Raw genomic sequence first — 20,078 nt, 5'->3', positions numbered from 1 at the left:
TGAACCGGGGTTCTTGGTGAGCTTTGGAACACGTCTATTTCTTGGCCGCACAGCACGGCTGGCGATCCCTCCCCCTTTTTTGTTGCTTAAAGGCCTCATCTCTATGGTCAGGCTGGCGTCTGGCTTTCAAATAAAAAACAAAACAGCATTGTAATTATCGTTTTAATTGTATTTATCGATTTGTTGGCGTTTTGTTCTTATGTTTTAGCAGTTTAAGTTGAAAAAAGTGAACTTCAATACATAAATGCGATAAAATCGAGAAGTATTCATGAGTCTTGTTAATTTAACCAATTGGCAGGCTTCATCAGCTTGAAATCTTGCAATCGGGCATGAACCCCACCCGAGCAAGACGACACCAATTTCTCGATTGAATCTCCATGGCAACACCCTCTGTCCAAGTTATCGTTTTGCAAGCTCAAGGCCAAGCCGGGCAAGTTTTTGAAGTTATCTCTGGCAGTGCTGCGCGCGGGCAGAGTTTGCACATCAAGGCCCAGTCGGGTTTGCGATACCAGCTCAAAACGGTAAGTCAGGACGGGGCCTCGGCCCCCCAAGTGGTCAAGGTCAAAAGGGTGAACAAAGACCTTCAAATCACGATCGGTGAGGGCGCGCAAAGCAGTGAGTTGATTCTTGATGGTTACTTCGAGGTCGTGCCCGACGGGTTTTCGGCCGTGGTGGGTCAATCTGAAAACGGCAGTTTTTACGAATACGTGGTGGATGGCGGCGATGCAGGCAAGAGCTTGTCCTCCTTGCTCGAATCAAAAGACAGCCTTGTGGCTGTTTTGGGGTCGGCAGAAGTGTCCGTTGCCAGTGGCACGGCACTGGGGGTTTTGGCGATCAATCCGGCCTTGGCTGCGCTTGGCGCAGCGGGCGTGGCTGCAGCAGGGCAAACGTCAGTGGCTGCAGATGGTGCAGCCACATCGGGCGGAACCGACTCAGGCGGGCAAACCGGACCCGTGATCGATCCCGCGCAATCTGCGCTCAAAGCGATTGCGGATTTTGCACAGACCCAGCGCAACGGCTTGGCCCTTGCCACAGGCGCTGCACCTGACCTGAGCACCTACACGGCCGCAGGCATCACAGGCGTGACAGCCAGCAACCTCAACGCCATCAACGATGTCTTGGCCAGTGCCGCCGTTGATGGTGCTGCCGCCGACACGCCCGCCGAGCTGCAAGCCATCGTTAACGCCTACAACAAAGTGCTGAGCGCTGCCAACGGCACCGACGGTGATGCCGCCGCAACGGCCACTGCCGCCGACTACGCCAGCTTGGGCGTGACAAGCGTGAGCGCCGCCACCGCGGCCTTGCTCAGTGACGTGATTGACGGCAAAGCCGCCACCGATGTGGACACCGTGGCCGAGTTGCAAACGCTGGCCAACGCGGTCAAGCAAGTGCTGGGCTACGTTGACCCTGTGCTCAACGCCCCTAATGCGCCCACAGCCGAGCAAATCAATGCGCTGACGGGTGCCTTGGTCGCAGGCAGTACGGTCAGTCCCGTGACACCCGACAACCTGGCACTGGTCTTGGCGGCATTGGCTGCGGCCAATGGAGACGGCACGCTGGTGAACGCCCAGTCCGAGCTGCAAACCCTTGTCGTCGATGCCCTGGCGGCCTACACCGCAGCCTTGGCCACGATCAGTGCTGCAGCGCAAAGCAATGACACAAGTGACATCAACCCCAATGCAAGGGTCTACTCGGCAGCGGGTGTGACGGGCGTCAACAGTGGCAATTTGGCAGCCATCAACAGCGCGCTCAACAGCATGGCCATTGGTGCTGACCAAGTCAATACGGCCGTCAAAGTGCAAGCCATTGTCGATGCCTACAACGTCATCCTGGGCGAGGCCAATGGGGCCAACACCGGCAGCAAGCCAACCGTTGCCCAATATGCGGCCATTGGTGCCAGCATCGGCACAGCTGCTACAGATCCGGACAATCTGGCCTTGCTTAACAGCATCGTGGGTGGGCAAAGCAGCGTCGGCGTTGACAGTGTGTCCAAGCTCGACGAGCTCGCCCGAATCGCCAATGCCATTCAGACCTTAGCGGCTGGAGGCACAGCCACGCCTGCGCTCAACGAAAAAGACCTGAGCCTGATCGGCGTCACGGGTGTCACACCCGATAACCTGTTTGCCGTGCTGGCCGCTATCACTGCCAAAAACGACAACGGCAGCGAGACCGCTTCCTTGAGCCAACTGCAAACCGCCGTGGACAGCGTCGGCCTGGCGCTGGACGCCCTCAGCAGCTTCGCGCAAAACAACACACTGGGCCTGGCCCTGTCTTCGGGCGCTGTGCCAGACCTCGCCACCTACACCAACGCAGGTGTGACCGGCGTGACCGCAGGCAACCTCGCCGCCATCAACGACGCACTGGCTTCGGCCGTCGTGGACGGTGCCAAAGCCGATACGCCTGCCGAAGTGCAAGCCATCGTCAACGCGTTCAACAAGGTGCTGGCCGCAGCCAACGGCACAGACGGTGACGCCACCGCAGCGGCCAGCGTCACCGACTACGCCAACCTTGGCGTGACTGGTGTCACTGCCGCCACTGCCGCGTTGCTCGGTGATGTGATCGATAGCAAAACGACCACCGATGTGGACACCGTGGCCGAGCTGCAAACGCTGGTCGATGCAGCCAAAGTCGTGCTGGCTTACACCAGTGCCGCAGCGGCCGCCGCATCGGGCACCGTGCCCACCGTAGCCAATTTGAGCCACCTGGTTACGGGTGTCACCGAAGCCAATTTGGCCGCCGTGTTGCGCGCGCTCGAAGCCGCCAACGGCAGTGCCACAAGCGCTGCACCCGTCGACCAGGCCAGCTTGCAAGCTTTGGTGGACCACATCATCCAAGCCTTGAACGCCATCACCGGTGCGGCTGAAAACAACACCGCCACCAGCACAAGCCCCAGCGTGGCGGAATACGTCTCCGCAGGCGTGACGGGTGTGAGCGCCGACAACGTGGCCCTCATCAACGACATGCTCGACACCGATGCCATCCACGGCGCTGAGGTTGACAGCCCCGCCAAAATTCAGGCGCTGGTGGATGCTGTGCAACAAATCCGTGCATTGGCCGATGGCACTGCTGGCACCGGCGCGGTCCTCGACAACGCCGACATCACGGCCTTGGGATTGAACCAAGTCATTGATCTGGAATTCAACCGCGCCTTGTTCAACGACATCTTGGACAAGTCGGGCAGCACCGGCGTAGACAGTGCCGCCAAAATTTTGAACCTCGCCAGCATTGCAGAGCGTGTGGTGCAAGTGGGCTTGGGTCAAACCCCCTCCGTTGCTTTGACGGCTGACGACCTTCTGGCCATCGGCGTGTCGGGCGTGACCACGGCCAACTTGAGCCGCGTGCTTGCCGCAATTGACGCCGCCGTGCTGGGCAGAGACGCCAGCACCGTGGACACCCTGAGCGAAGTGCAAACCCTCGTCAACACCGTCAACTGGCTGGCCAGCACCGCCCCTGTTGTGATGGCCGAAGCCACAAGCGGCGTGAGTGCCACCGAGTTGCTCGACGGCTTGCAAACCGTGGTGGGTGTGCCCGCCGGTGCCAGTGTGGGCGACGTGCTGACCCTGTCGCTCAAAGACCCCAATGGCGACCTGCGCAGCGTCACACATGCCTTGACTTCGCAAGAAGTCGCTGCAAGCAGCGTGACCCTGACAGTGCCCCGCACAGCGGTGGACGAAGACGGCAGCTACACCCTCACTAGCCACATTACGCGCGTGAGCGATGGCTTGATCACCGCCGACAGCCTGAGCTCCTTCACCTTGGACGCGACAGCCCCTACTTTGTTTGTCACCAACATCTCCGGTGATGTTGTGTCTTTGTTGACCAGCACAACAGGCGAATTCAGTGCCGCTGAACGCGGCGTGGTGCTCACCACCGTGGCCACGCCTGTGGCCATTCAAGGCACGACCAATGCGGAAGTGGGGCAGGGCGTGCAAGTCACGCTCAATGGCATCACTTACGCCGCCACCGTGCAAGCCGGTGCCGGCGCGCAGCCCAACACCTGGACCATCACCTTGCCCACAGCCGACGCCATCGCGTTGAACCACGGCAACACTTACGGCGTGAGCGTACAGGTCACCGACGCGGCGGGCAACCCCACGGTCGAAGACCACTTCAATCTGTTCGTCAACACGGCCCGACCCAACGTGCCCACGGTGGACAACCTCTTCACGCATGGCGTCATGACCAACGGTGCTTATGCCGCGACCCCCACGCTCACCGGTAAGGCGGCCAAGTTCGTTGTGGGTACAGACCCCGCATTGGACAGCAGCTACATCGCCCTAGAGGGCAATGACGAAATCAAAGTCATTGTCAACAACCAGACCATCACCGGCACTATCAATGCCATGCCCGCAGGCTTGAGCTACAACGCGACTGCCAAAACCTGGAGCCTCAACACCAGCTTGGTCAGCGGCTTCACGCCATTGCCTGATGGCACCTATGACGTGTCTATCACAGTAACTGCAGGCCAGGTGAATGCAGTCAGCGTGACTACATCGGACATGGGCAACAAAGAGCTGATCATCAACAGCACCCCACCTGTCGTCACGCTCAACCCGCTTGCGGTCGACGGTTACATCAACGCGGCTGAGAGCAACCAAGATTTGGTGGTCTCCGGTACCACCGACGCACAAATCGGCTCAGCGGTTAGCTTTACGGTGGGCGGTGTGACGTACACAGCCTACGTGCAAGCGGGCGTGAGCGCTAGCGCGGCCAACACCTTCTTGCTCAGCGTGCCCGGCACGGCTGTGCACAGTCTGGCTAATGGCACGCAAGCTGCGCAGTTGAGCGTCACCAACCGCTACGGCAGCGTGACCTCGCAGAGCCCCAATCTCAAAGTAGATACGCAAGCGCCCGGCCAAAAAACCGACGGCACAGACGAAACCATCGCGGTCCCTTCGGTGGTGCTGACCGAAAGCGTCAATGCCACGCAGGGCATCAACGCTGCCGAATTCAGCGATGGCATGCAAGCTGTGGTCACGCTGCCCATAGGTTCCGTCGTGGGCGACAAACTGGAGATCGCGGTCACTGCGCCCAATGGCACCGTGCGCATTTTCAGCCACACGCTCATTCAGGCCGACATCAACAGCGGCATCGCGGCGGTGATCTTGCCCACCAGCAGCGCCGTAGAAAACGGCTCTTACACCTTGACGGCCAAGACCTCAGACGTGGCGGGCAACAGCAGCAAAGTCAGTGCGCCTTTGAGCTTCACGCTCGACACCCAGGCCCCCGGCAACAACGCAGACGGAAGTCCTGCTGCCATTCCTGCGCCTGTGCTCACCCTGGCTGAAGCTGTCAACGGCGTGAATCAGACCGAGCTGGCCAATGGCCTGCAATACCAAATCACCTTGCCCAGCGGCAGCAAAGCGGGCGACACGCTCAACTTCACATTCACGGCACCTGATAGCACGCAGCGCACCACCAGCCACACCGTCACCGCAGACGAAGCTGCAGCAGGCACCGCCAGCTTGAGCCTGTCCAATACCCTTGTCAACGAAGACGGTACCTACACCGTTGCCGTCAAGAGCACCGACATCGCGGGCAACGTGGGCAACACCGCAACCACCACATTTGTGCTCAACGCGGCGCTCAGCACCTTGCGCGATGCCGCGCAAGCCAACGACGCCACCGCCACCTCACCCACCCTGACCACATACACCTTGGCAGGCATCACCGGCGTGAACGCAGGCAACTTGGCCGCCATCAACAACGTGCTCAACAGCGCGGCGGTCGACGCCAGCGCCACCGACAGCGTGGCCAAAGTGCAAGACATCGTCAACGCTTACAACAAAGTGCTCGCTGCCGCTGACGGCACCGATGGCAACGCCTCTGCAGGCAACACCGCATCCGCGACCGACTACACCCACTTAGGTGTGACAGGCGTGACCACCGCCTCGGCCGCTTTGCTCAGCGATGTGATCGACGGCAAAGCCCCCATCGCCGTGGACACCGTGGACGAATTGCAAGCTTTGGCCGACGCTGCCAAAGCCGCCATCGCTTACACCGCTGCCGCAGGCCAAACTGCGCCCACGGTGGACCAAATCACCGCCTTGGTTGCCGGTCAGAGCGTGAGCGGCACGGCGCTGCCCGCCGTCACCCCGGATAATGCGGCTGCCGTGCAAGCCGCCATTGCAGCTGCCAACAGCGACGGCACTGCAATTGCCACGCAAGCCGAACTCGCCAGCGTGGTGAAAAACGCCATTGATGCGTTTGACACCGCTGTTGCCAAAATCGCCGACTACGCGGCCACGGGCACGGTCGTGCCGACAAAAGACGACTACGCCGCAGCAGGCGTGACCGGTGTCACCGGCAACGTGGGCAACTCTGCCAGCGGCAATGTGGACGCCATCAACAGCGCCATCAAAGCCCAAGCTGGGGCAGACGCCACCGATGGCAATGCGGACGACAGCGTCTCGGCCAACAGCGCGGCCAAAGTGCAAGCCATCGTCAACGCCTACAACGCTGTGCTGACTGAAGCCAACGGCAATGCCAGCGACGTCAACACCGCCAGCAACCCCACCGCTGCCCAATACGCCACCATTGGCGCCAACATCGGCGCGGCTGCGACCGATGCCGAAAACCTCGCCTTGCTCAACGACATCGTGGGCTCTAAAACCACCGCTGGCGTGGACACGATCGCCGAGATCAACACGCTTGCGAACTTGGCCAACGCCATCCAAACGCAGGCGAGCGGTGGCACACCCACGCCTGCACTGACCGAAGTCAATCTGGCATCGTTGGGGTTGACGGGCGTCACCACTGACAACTTGCGTGCGGTGCTCAACGCCATTGCGGCCCAGCCAGACAGTGGCACGGGCACCGACTCGCTGAGCGAGTTGCAAGGCGTCGTCGACAGTGCCGTTACCGCTTACCAAAGCGCGCTGTCGGCCATCCAATCGGCCGCGCAAAACAACAACGCCACCGACACAAATCCTGGTCTGGCCCAATACCAAGCCCTGGGGCTGACAGGTGTCAACGCACAAAACCTGGCCGCCTTGAACAGCGCCTTGAACGACGCAGAAATCACCGGCACCCAAGCCAGCACAGCGGCCAAAGTGCAAACCATCGTCGATGCGTACAACACCATCTTGGGCACCGCCGACGGCGTGCCGGGCAATGCGGCCGATCCTTTGGCCAGCGACTACACCGCCATTGGCATCAATGGTGTGGACACCCCGCAAGAACTCAGCCTGTTGGGCGACGTGCTTGACGGCAAAGCCAGCACCGACGTCAACACCGTGGCCAAGCTGCAGGCCTTGGCCGACGCCGTGCAAGCCGTGATGAACGGCAACGCCACGCAAGCGCAACTTGAAGCCCTGGGCGTGAGCGGAGTGACGCCCGCCAACCTGAGCACCGTGCAAGCCGCTTTGGCGGCCGCCACCGAAGCGACCGAGCTCAACACCCAAGCGCATTTGCAAGCAGTGGTGACCGACGCCACCAACGCACTGGCCGCCATTCAGGGCGCAGCGCAAAGCAACAACGCCACCGCCACCACACCGAGTGCCGCTCAGTACGACGCCATGGGCGTGACCGGCGTGACCGCGCAAAACTTGGCCTCGATCAACGATGTCTTGAATGACACCGACGTCACCGGCGCCCAAGCCGACACCGCGGCCAAAGTGCAAGCCATCGTGGACGGCTTCAACGCCATCTTGAACAACGCCACCGGTGGCACCAACGCGGTGACCAACCCCACCCAAGCCCACTACGCGGCCATCGGCGTGAACGGTGTCGATAGCCCGCAAGAAGTCTCTTTGCTTGGTGATGTGATCGACGCCAAAGTCAGAACCGATGTCAACACCGTGGGCCAAGTGCAAGCTTTGGCCGACGCGGTGCAAGCCGTCATGAACGGCAACCCCACTGAGACACAACTCGCCGCTTTGGGTGTGACAGGTGTGACTAGTACCAACCTCAGCACGGTGCAAGCCGCTTTGGCTGCTGCCAACGACGCCACCCAACTCAACACCGCCACAGGTTTGCAGACGGTGGTGAACAATGCCATTGGTTTCTTGGCGGTGATTGAAAACGCCGCACAAGCCAACAACGCCACCAGCACCACGCCCACCGCTGCGCAATACGCCGCCATGGGGGTGACCGGTGTGACCGATCAAAATCTGGCCGCCATCAACAGCGCCTTGAACGACCCCGACGTCACCGGCGCGCAAGCCAACACGGCCGCCAAGGTGCAAGCCATCGTGGACGGCTTCAACGCCGTGTTGAACAACGCCGACGGCACAGCCAACAACGCGGCCAACCCCACCCAAGCCCACTACGAAGCCATTGGCGTCAACGGTGTGGACACCGCCCAAGAAGCCTCTTTGCTCGGCGACGTGTTGGACGGTAAAACGCAGGCTGACGTCAACACGACTGCCAAAGTGCAAGCCCTGGCCGACGCCGTGCAAGCCGTGATGAACGGCACTGCCACTCAGGCGCAACTTGAAGCCCTGGGCGTGACCGGCGTGACGCCTGCCAACCTGAGCACCGTGCAAGCCGCTTTGGCCGCAGCCACTGACGCGACTGAACTCAACACCCAGGCTGGCCTTAAAACCGTGGTCAGCGAAGCCCTCAGCGCTTTGGCTGCCATTCAAGCGGCCGCACAAGCCAATAGCGCCACCGCCACCACACCGAGCGCCGCACAGTACGATGCCCTGGGCGTGACCGGCGTGACTGGACAAAACCTGGCCTCTATCAACGACGCACTGAATGACCCGGATGTCACAGGCAGCCAGGCCGACACCGCAGCTAAAGTGCAAGCCATCGTCGACGGCTTCAATGCCATCTTGGACAACGCCACGGGAAGCGCCAACAACGCCACCCATCCGTCGCAAACCAACTACGCGGCCATCGGCGTGACGGGGGTTAACACACCCGAAGAGGTCACTTTGCTGGGCGACGTGATCGACAGCAAGGGGCAGACGGATGTGAATACCGTGCTCAAAGTGCAAACGCTGGCCAACGCAGTGCAAGCCGTGATGGACGGCAACGCCAATGAAGCGCAACTCGCCGCCCTAGGGGTGACCGGTGTCACCAGTGCCAACTTGAGCACAGTGCAAGCAGCCCTGTTGGCCGCCACAGACGCCACACAACTCAACACGCAAGCAGGCTTGCAACAGGTGGTGACCAACGCCATCAACGCCGCATCGGCCATTGAAGCCACCGCCCAAGGCAACACGGCCACGGCCTCATCTCCCAGCGCCGCGCAGTACGCAGCCATGGGCGTGACCGGTGTCACTGCACAAAACCTGGCCGCCATCAACGACGCCTTGAACGACACAGACGTCACAGGCGCGCAAGCCAACACCGCCGCCAAAGTGCAGGCCATCGTCGATGGCTTCAATGCCATCCTGAACAACGCCGACACCGCAGCCACAGCCAACCCCACCCAAGCCAACTACGCTGCCATAGGCGTGAGCGGTGTCGACAGCACAGCCAAAGCCAACTTGCTGGGCGACCGCATCGATGTGCTGGCCGCTGTCGATGTGGACCAAGTGACCGAAGTGCAAACTCTGGCCGATGCCGTGTCTGCGGTCATGGCCGCTGCGGCCTTGGGCGCGGGTGCCACCAGTACCCTCACCAAAGCACAACTCGAAGCGCTGGGCATCACTGGTGTGACCGACGACAACCTGAGCGCTGTGCGTGCCGCCATCGTGGCCACTACAGATGATGGCAGTGCCGTGGACAGCCTGAGCGAGTTGCAAACCGTGGTCAGCAATGCAGCCAGTGCAGCGGCCACCGCCATGACCGTACTCAGCGGTTTTGCACAAACAAACACCACGGGCTTGGTCAACGCCAGCACGGGCACAGCGCCTGTGCTGAGCGTTTACGTCAACGCTGGTGTGACCGGTGTGAACGACAACAACCTGAGCGCCATCAACGACGCGCTGGCCAGTTTGTCAGTGGGTCTTTCTGAGGCGGACACCACCGCCAAAGTGCAAGCCATCGTCGATGCCTACAACGCCATTCTTGGCGAGGCCAACGACACCACTATCGCCGCAGGCAACACCACGCCCGACGCCACACCGGGCGTCAACCCCACGGCCGATCAATACGCCTTGATCGGCGCCAACATCGGCGGCGCTGCCACCGATGCAGAAAACCTCAACCTCTTGAACGACATCGTTGGCGGCCTGCAAACCACCGACGTCAACACCATCGCGGCCATCAACGACTTGGCGCGCATCGCCAACGCCATCCAATTGGTTGCCGCCAACGGCACAGCCACGCCTGCGCTGACCGCCGCAGACTTTGCCAAAGCTGGTCTGTCCGGCGTGACCACCGACAACCTGCCCGCTGTCTTGGCAGCCATCGCCGCGCAAAACAACGACGGCAGCGCCACCGATTCTTTGGCCGAGTTGCAAGCCATTTTGAGCAGCACCGCCCAAGCCGCTGCCAGCGCACTGACTTCCATCAGCGCTTACGCCGAAACCAACGCCACCGGTTTGGCCACTGCCACAGGCACTGCGCCCGTGCTGGCTGACTTCACCGCTGCTGGCGTGACTGGCGTTGATGCCACCAACCTCAACGCCATCAAAGACGCGCTGGCCAGTGCCAGCGTCAACGGCCAAGCCGCCCACACCACGACCAAAGTGCAGGCCATCGTCAATGCCTACAACACCGTTTTGGCCCAAGCCAACGACGTGGCCAACAGCGCAGGCAACAACACCGCCGACACCACAGACAAAGTCAATGCTTCGCAATACGCACTCATCGGTTCGGACATTGGGGCCGCCGCCAGCGACCCTGAAAACCTCAGCCTTTTGAACGATGCCGTCGCAGGCAAGCAAGCCGCTGATGTGGACACTGTCGCCGAGATCAACACCCTGGCCCGGATTGCCAACGCCATCCAGTTGACCGCTGCCGATGGCACAGCCACGCCCGCATTGAGCATGGCCGATTTCGTCACTTTGGGTCTGACCGGTGTCACCATCGACAACCTACCCGCCGTGCTTGCAGCCATCGCCGCCAAAGCCAACAGTGGCACAGAGACTGACAGCCTGAGCAAGCTGCAAACGGTCATCACCGCCACAGCCGCTGCGCAAAGCACCGCGATCAACGTGATCGCCGCCTATGCCGAAACGGGTGCCACCGCACCAGCCACGACCGACTACGCCGCCGCCGGTGTGAAGGGCGTGAGCTCGGCCAACCTGAGCGCCATCAACGACGCCATCAACAGCCAAAAGGGCAGCGACCTCGTCTTGGGCAACGCCAACGACAAAAACGGTGCCGACACCACCGCCGAAGTGCAAGCCATCGTCGATGCCTACAACACCATCCTGGCCCAAGCCAACGATGTGGACGCCACTGCAGGCAACAACACGGCGGCTACTACGCCCAACGCCACCTCTGCGCAATACGCGCTCATCGGTGCCGACATTGGCGCAGCCTCCACCGATGCCGAAAACTTCAACCTGTTGAGCGACATCATCGGCGGTCAACAAAGCGCCGATGTCAACACCATCGTCAAGATTAATAACTTGGCCCGCATCGCCAACGCCATCGAACTGATCGCCGCCGGTGGCACGCCCAACCCCGCGCTGAGCGCGACCGATTTCGCCTTGGTTGGATTAACCGGTGTGAGCACCGACAACCTGCCCGCTGTGCTGGCCGCCATAGCCGCCAAAGCCGACGACGGCACCCAGACCGTCAGCCTGAGCGAGTTGCAAACCATCGTCACCACCGCAGCCGAAGCAGCCGTGGTTGCCTTGGGCGACTTGAGCACCTTTGCCGGTGCCAATGCCGCTGGCTTGGTCACAGCAACGGGCACAGTGCCCAACTTGGGCACCTACGTGGCCGCGGGTGTGGTTGGCGTCAACGCCAACAACATCGATGCCATCAACGACGCTTTGGCCAGTGCGCCCGTCAATGGTGCAGCCGCTGACACCGCGCCCAAACTGCAGGCCATCGTCAACGCCTACAAAGTCATCCTGGCCCAAGCCAACGACGTAGACGCCGCCACAGGCAACAACACCGCAGCCACTACGTCCAACGCCAGCGCAGTGCAATACGCCCTCATCGGTGCCGAAATCGGCGCTGCGGCCAGCGATGTTGAAAACTTGGCCTTGCTCAACGACATCGTGGGTGGCTTGCAAGCCGCCAACGTCGACACCGTGGCAGAGATCAACGAACTGGCCCGCATCGCCAACGCCATCCAAACCGTGGCTGCGGGTGGCACACCTGCGCCTGCGCTGACCGAAGCCGACTTCGTCAAAGCAGGCCTGAGCGGTGTGACCGTGGACAACTTGCCTGCCATGTTGGCGGCCATCGCTGCCAAAAATCCTGACGGCAGCGAGACCGATTCTTTGGGTGAATTGCAAACCCTTATCACCGCCACCGCCACCGCGCAAACTGCGGCGATCAATAAGATCGCCGCCTATGCCGAAGATGGCGTGAACAACCCCGCACCCACGAACGCCGACTACGCCGCTGCCGGTGTCGCAGGTGTAGACGCCAACAATGTGAGCGCCGTCAACGACGCCATCAACAACCAAAAGGGCAGCGATGCCATCTTGGGCAACGCCAACGACAAAGACGCGGCCGACACCACCGCCGAAGTGCAGGCCATCGTCAATGCCTACAAAGTCATCCTGGCCCAAGCCAACGATGTAGCCGACAGTGCAGGCAACAACACCGCAGCCACCACGCCCAACGCCACCGCAGCGCAATACGCCGCTGTGGGCGCAGACATCGGTGCCGCTGCAATCGATGCTGACAACTTCAGCCTGCTCAGCGACATCGTCGCGGGCAAGCAAGCCGCCGATGTGGACACCGTGGCTGAGATCAACGAACTCGCCCGCATTGCCAACGCCATCCAGACTTTGGTGGCCGGTGGCACACCTGCGCCTGCGCTCACAGAAACCGACTTCGCCAAAGTGGGTCTGTCTGGCGTCACGCCCGACAACTTGCCGGCCGTGCTGGCCGCCATCGCAGCCAAAACCGACAGCGGCACAGAAACCGACAGTCTGAGCAAGGTGCAAGCCGTCATCACCACGGCAGCGGCTGCGCAGACGGCTGCCCTCAACGTGATCTCGGTCTATGCCGAGACCAACACCACGGGCCAAGCTTTGGCCACCGGCACGGCACCTTTGACCGCGGACTTCGTTGCGGCAGGAGTGAAAGGTGTCGATGCCAACAACCTGACATCCATTCAAGATGCGCTGGCCAGTGCCGTCGTCAACGGTGCTGCGGCCAACACCTCGGCCGAGGTGCAAGCCATCGTCAACGCTTACAACGCCATCCTGGGCGAAGCCAACGACACGACCAACACCGCGGGCGACACCACCGCTGACGCAACGCCCACTGTCGATCCGACCGCTGCGCAATACGCCCTCATTGGCGCGAACATCGGCAACGCGGCCACCGACGCAGACAACCTGGCCTTGCTCAACGAGATCGTGGGTGGCTTGCAAACCAGCGAAGTGGACACCGTGGCCAAGATCAACGATCTGGCCCGCATCGCCAACGCCATCCAAAGCGTGGCCGCCGGTGGTACGCCTGCTTTGACTGAAGGCGACTTCGCCAAAGCCGGTTTCAGCGGCGTCACGCCCGACAACCTGCCCGCAGTGTTGGCCGCTATCGCTGCCAAAACCGACAGCGGCAGCGAAACCGACAGCTTGGACAAAGTGCAGGTTGTCATCACCGCAGCGGCCAATGCTGCCAGCGATGCGCTGAATGTGATCAGCGCCTTTGCCGAAACCAACACCTCCGGTTTGGTCGCCGCCACGGGCACCAGCCCGGCGCTCAACCATTTCACGGCCGCAGCCGTCACCGGTGTCGATGCCAACAACCTCGCCGCCATTCAAGACGCGCTGGCCAGCGCCGCCGTCAACGGCGAAGCGGCCAACACCCGTGGCGAAGTGCAGACCATCGTCGATGCGTACAACGCCATCCTGACCGAAGCCAACGGCGCAACAGCAGATGCCAATGTGACCGATCCCGCGGCCGCGCAATACACTGCTATCGGTGTGACCGGTATCACCACAGGTGTCAAAGAAACACTGTTGGGCGACGTGATCGGCACCAAAGTCAGCACCGATGTGGACACCGTGGCCGAAGTGCAAACTCTGGCCAACGCCGTCACAGCTGTCATGGCCAACGCCGCAGGCACAGCCACCGTTTCTGTGGCGCAGTTGCAGGCCTTGGGCGTGACAGGTGTCACCGCCGAAAACCTGGCAGCCATCCAGGCCGCGATCGCGGCAACCAACGACGATGGCACCGGTGTGGACAGCCAGACCGAGCTGCAGACCTTGGTCAACACCATCAACACTGCCGTCACGGCCATCAGCACGTTTGCGCAGGCCAACACCGCAGGTTTGAGCTCAGCCACAGGCACTCCACCCACAGCCACCGACTACGCCCACGCAGGCGTGACCGACTTTGTGTCCGGCAACCTCAATGCCATCAACGACGCCTTGGCCTCAGCCAACGTTACTGGTTTGTCGGTCGATACACCAGCCGAAATTCAAACGCTGGTCAACGCTTACAACGCCATCCTCGCCAGCGCCGACGGCACCGACAACAACGCCACAGCCCCCACCGCCGCTCAATACGCCGCCATTGGCGTGACGGGCGTGGACAGCGCCGCTCAGGTGAGTTTGTTGGCCGACGTGATCGACCTCAAATCGGTTGCCGATGTCAACACGGTGGCCGAGGTACAAGCCTTGGCCGACGCCGCGAAAATGGTCATGAACATGGCTGCGGGTATCGCGCCCACCGCCCCTGATGCCGACACCGTGGCACAGCTCACGCTCTTGGGCGTGACAGGCGTCACCACCGCCAATTTGACGCGTGTGCTCGCCGCTTTGGCCAGCACCCCTGACGACGGCAGCGTGGTCAGCACCTTGGCCGGTTTGCATGCTGTGGCCGATGTGCCGCAAGCGCACGTCACGCTGGCGAGCGTCACCGACAACGTGGGTACTGTGACGGGCGACATCTCGATCAACAACGGTTACAGCGATGACGCGACCCCCACACTCAGCGGCACCTTCACGGGCACGCTGGCTGCAGGTGAAGTCATTGCCGTTTACGACACCGTCAGTGGCACCCGTTTGGGCACTGCCACGGTTGATGCAGGGGCCGGTACATGGACTTTCACACCCACTGCCATCAACACCGTCAAAGCCGATTTCAGCTTCCAAGCCGTCGCTGAAAACGCCTATGGTTTGTGCGACGACACGCCGAGTGTCGCCAGCACCATGCACTTTGACAACACCCCGTTGACTGTGCTCACTAAGGTGAGTGATGCGATCGCGTCTGTGGCTGATCTGAAGCTCGTCTTCAACCAAGATGTGGTGGCCGTATCAGGCAAGAAAATTAAGCTCTACAACACGGCTGACGATGTGCTTGTCGCCACCATCGATGTGGATCACACCGTTGTCATCGACGGGGTCGTCACCATTGACCATGCCAGTGTCACCATTGACCCCACCAACAACTTTGTGGTCGGTCAGCAGTACTACGCCAAGATCGATGCGGGCGCTTTCCGCTCGCTCAGCGGTGTTGAATTTGCAGGCTATACCAGCGCGTCTGACTGGACCTTCTTCCCCGCCGACCCCGTCACCACGGTTAACTTCGGCGGCACCAATGTGGGTGCCACCAACGGCATCAACGCCGCTGAATTGGCGGCCATGAGCATAGGCGGCACTGTGTCCAGCAACGCTTGGAACTCGGTCACTGGGCTTCACATCGCCAAGATCAGCTTTGTGCCCACCACCGGCACGCCTGTTGAATTGACCAGCGGTTTGCCAACGATTGATGCGACCACCCACGCTTGGACATTGCCCAACAGCAGCACTTGGACCAGCCAGCTCGTGAGCGGCAAGTCCTACCAAGTCGTGGTTCAACTCGACAGCGTGATTGGTGCCGCTTGGGATGCAACTTCCAGTACCTACATTGGCGGCACCGCCACCTCGTCCATCGCTAGCACGTCTTATACGCTGGTCGACACGGGCGCTCCCACCATCACCATCGACGCCACCTTGGCGGGCGACAACACGGTCAACGCTGCTGAAGACAACGACTTCGTGGTCAGCGGCTCCACCACAGGCGCAGAAGACGGCCAGACCGTCACCGTGACCGTCACCGACGGCACCACCACGTTGACCAAAACCGCCACGGTGTTGAACAACACCTGGGCGTTGAGCACCGCACAAAAGGCCGACATCAGCGCCTTCACCAACGGCAACGTGTCCATCACCGCCAGTGTGAGCGACCGCGTGGGCAACACAGGCACCTCGACCGTCAAAACCGTCACGCTCGACAACGCGCTGCCCACCATCAGCGGTGCGCCGGCCATCACGGCTAACACCGGTATCAGCGGCACCACGCTGAACGAGGGCGACACCGTCACCTTCACCGTGACCTTCAGCGAAGCCGTCACGGTGGACACGACTGGCGGCACGCCCAAGCTCGCTCTCAACATCGGCGGCACCACCGTGCAAGCCAACTACGCAGGCGGCACCGGCACCGCGGCACTCACTTTCACCGCCACCATCACGGCTGGTTTGAACGATGCCAACGGCATCAGCGTCGCAGCCAACGCCTTGACGCTCAACGGCAGCACCCTCAAAGATGCTGCTGGCAACCCCGCTGTGTTGACCCACATCACGATGGGCGAAAACGCCAGCTACGTGGTCGATACCGCGGCTCCTGTGGCTCCAGTGCTCACCTTGGGCACTGGCGTTGCTAACGGCGCAACCGCGGCTGAAGCCACGGTCAACACCGCCAGCGATGGCGTGGTGCTGGTCACTGCAGAGGCGGGTGCCACCGTGGTGGTCACGTTCACCAACGGCTCGCACAGCGTGCCCGTCACGGTGACGGGCAACGGCGGCACGCCCGTGCCTGTGCACTTGAGCAGCGCGAATCTCGCCACACTGACCGACGGCACCATCAGCGTCAGCGCCATTGCCACCGATGCAGGCGGCAACGCCAGCAACGCAGGTTTGACCAGTTTCACGCTCGACACCGCAGCGCCTAACGCGCCGGTGTTGACCTTGGGCACCGGCGTGGCCGGCGGCGCCACAGCGCTAGAGGCCATTGCCAGCAGCGGCGTGGTCAGCCTCACGGCAGAGCAGGGCGCGACCGTGGTCGTCACTTTCAGTGACGGCACACACAGCTTCACCAAAACCGTGCTCGGCAACGGAAGCACCGCGGTGCCCGTGGTTTTGTCCAGCGCAGAGCGCGCCAGACTGACGGACGGCAGCATCAGCGTCAGCGCTGTGGCCACCGACGCCGCAGGCAACGCCAGCAACGCAGGGGTCACCACGTTCACACTCGACACCCAAGCGCCGTCCGCACCCTCGGTCCCCGCGTATTACAACGACAACGTGGGCAGCATCACGAGTGCTAACAGCACCGCAGCCACCACCGACGACACCACGCCCGGCGTGCAAGTGGGTGCGGGCCTGACCGACACGCCCAAGCTCTATGTGGACGGCGTGTTGACCACCGCGACCTACAACAGCACCTCAGGCACCCTCACGCCCACAGCAGCGCTGAGCACCGGTACACACACGTTCAGCTACACCCTGACGGACGCCGCAGGCAACGAAAGCGCAGCCAGCCCCGCCTTGAGCATGAACATCTTGGCAGCGCCCGTGTTCACCAGTGCGGCCACCGCCACGTTCGCTGAAAACACGGCCGCCGCTACCGTGGTTTACACCGCGCAAGCCACCCAAGCGGGCAGCAGCCTGAGCTACAGCCTCAGTGGCACAGACGCTGCGAGGTTCAGCATCAACGCCAGCACCGGCGCGCTGACTTTTATCGCCTCGCCCAATTACGAAGCACCTACGGACGCGGGCACCGACAACGTCTACAACGTCACCGTGCGCGCCACCAACAGTGCGGGCGGCTACAGCGACCAAACCGTGGCCGTTAGCGTCACCAACGTCAACGACCCCGCGGTCATCGGCGGCCCCATCACCGGTGCGATCACCGAGAGCAATGTCGCGCAATCCGCCACCGGCACGCTGACCATAACCGACCAAGACGGTGTCGGCCAAGCTGTGTTCCAAGCGCAGACCAACACCGCTGGCAGCAGCGGTTGGGGCAAGTTCAGCCTGACCAGCGCAGGGGTGTGGACGTACACCATGAACTCGGCGCAAGACCAGTTCGTGGGCGGCCAGACCTACACCGACAGCTTCACTGCCCTCAGCGCCGACGGCACCAACCAGCTCATCACCGTCACCCTCACCGGTACCAACGATGCGGCCGTGATCGGCGGCGTCACCACCGCCACCTTGACCGAAACCAATGCGGTGCAAAGTGCCAGCGGTGCATTGACCATCAGCGACGTGGACAGCGCAGCCACCTTCACCGCGCAAGCGGGCACAACCGGCAACAACGGCTACGGCACCTTCACGCTCAGCACCGCAGGCGCATGGACGTACGCCATGAGCTCGGCCCACAACGAGTTCGTGGCAGGCACCGACTACACCGACAGCTTTACAGCGGTGTCTGCGGACGGCACCACCCAGACCATCACCGTCACCCTCCACGGCAGCAACGACGCGGCGGTCATCACCGGCGTCAGCACGGCGGCCTTGACCGAAACCAATGCGGCTCAAAACACCACCGGCACGCTCAGCATCACCGATGTGGACAGCGCAGCCACCTTCCAGGTCGAAACCAACATCGCGGGCAACAACAGCTACGGCCTGTTCAGCATCGACAGTGCAGGCGCGTGGACCTACACCATGAATGGGGCCCACAACGAGCTGGTGGCCGGCCAAACCTACACCGACAGCTACACCGCCAAAGCCACCGACGGCACGACCCAAACCATCACCGTCACGCTGACAGGTACCAACGACGCGGCCGTCATCACCGGCGACATCGTCAAAGCCTTGACAGAAACCAATGCAGCCCTCAGCACCAGCGGCACCTTGAGCATTGCCGACGTCGACAGCGCCACCACCTTCGCCGCGCAAGCGGCCACCGCAGGCAGCTACGGCACCTTCACGCTCAGCAGCGCAGGCGTGTGGACCTACGCCATGGACGGCGCACACAACGAATTTGTGGCCGGTCAGGTCTACACCGACACTTTCACGGCGGTGAGTGCCGATGGCACCAGCCAGTCGGTCACCGTCAACATCACGGGTACCAACGACGCAGCTGTGATTGGCGGCGTCACCACCGGTGCATTGACCGAAACCGATGCAGCCCTGAACACCAGCGGCACGTTGACCATCACCGACGTCGACAGCGCCATCACCTTTGTGGCGCAAGCGGGTACAGCGGGCAGCAACAGCTACGGCACCTTCACGCTGGCCACCAACGGCGCGTGGACTTACTCCATGGGCACCGCCCACAACGAGTTTGTGGCGGGCCAGACTTACAAAGACCGCTTCACCGCCGTCAGTGCCGACGGCACCAGCCAAATCGTCGAAGTAACTCTCACCGGCACCAACGACGCCCCGGTGTTGACCGACACCGTGCTCACCCTCACCAGTCTGAGTGAAGACGCAGCCGCCCCTGCGGGCACGGTGGGCAACCTCGTCAGCAGCCTGGTGGGCGGCATCAGCGATGCCGAAACCGGCGCTGTCCAAGGCATCGCCATCACAGGCGCCAACACCACCAACGGCACGCTGTACTACAGCACCGACTCGGGCACCACGTGGACAACCGTGGGCGCGGTCAGCAGCACCAGTGCTTTGCTCTTGGCGTCTGACACCACCACACGTCTGTACTACAAGCCTGCGGCCAACGTCAACGGCAGCACAGCCGACGCCGTGACCTTCGTTGCTTGGGACAAAACCAGCGGCACCACGGGCAGCAAAGTCAGCACCGCCACCAACGGTGGCAGCAGTGCGTTCTCCAGCGCGTCCGACAGCGTGGCCATCAGCATCAGCGCCGTCAATGACGCGCCGGTCAACACCGTGCCCGCGGCACAAACCACGGCCGAAGACACGGCTTTGGTGATCACCGGCTTGAGCATTGCTGACGTGGACGCAGGCACCGGCAGCATGAGCGTCACCCTCAGCGTGGTGCAGGGCACCGTGACGGTGCTCGCCAGCGCCGCCACCTCTGCGGGTGTGACCCTCAGTACCAATGGCACCAGCAGCGTCCAGCTGAGCGGCACCGTCAGC

Annotated in this window: 1 protein-coding gene (running past one end of the window); it reads left to right on the top strand. The window is 62.0% G+C overall.

The window, feature by feature from the left end; genetic code table 11:
- The first annotated feature begins 377 nt into the window (after window positions 1–377).
- Window positions 378–20,078, top strand: the beginning of a protein-coding gene (locus B9Z33_RS12050; protein ID WP_146183866.1) for a VCBS domain-containing protein. Its footprint extends 24,876 nt past the window's final position; 19,701 of the gene's 44,577 nt are visible here — the first part of the coding sequence; it begins with the start codon at window positions 378–380; its stop codon lies off the right edge, out of view.

This window comes from Limnohabitans sp. T6-20, assembly GCF_003063505.1.
GTDB lineage: Bacteria > Pseudomonadota > Gammaproteobacteria > Burkholderiales > Burkholderiaceae_C > Limnohabitans_A.
The sequence above is the reverse complement of the archived record's forward strand: the minus strand, read 5'-3'. Positions and strand labels throughout refer to the sequence as shown.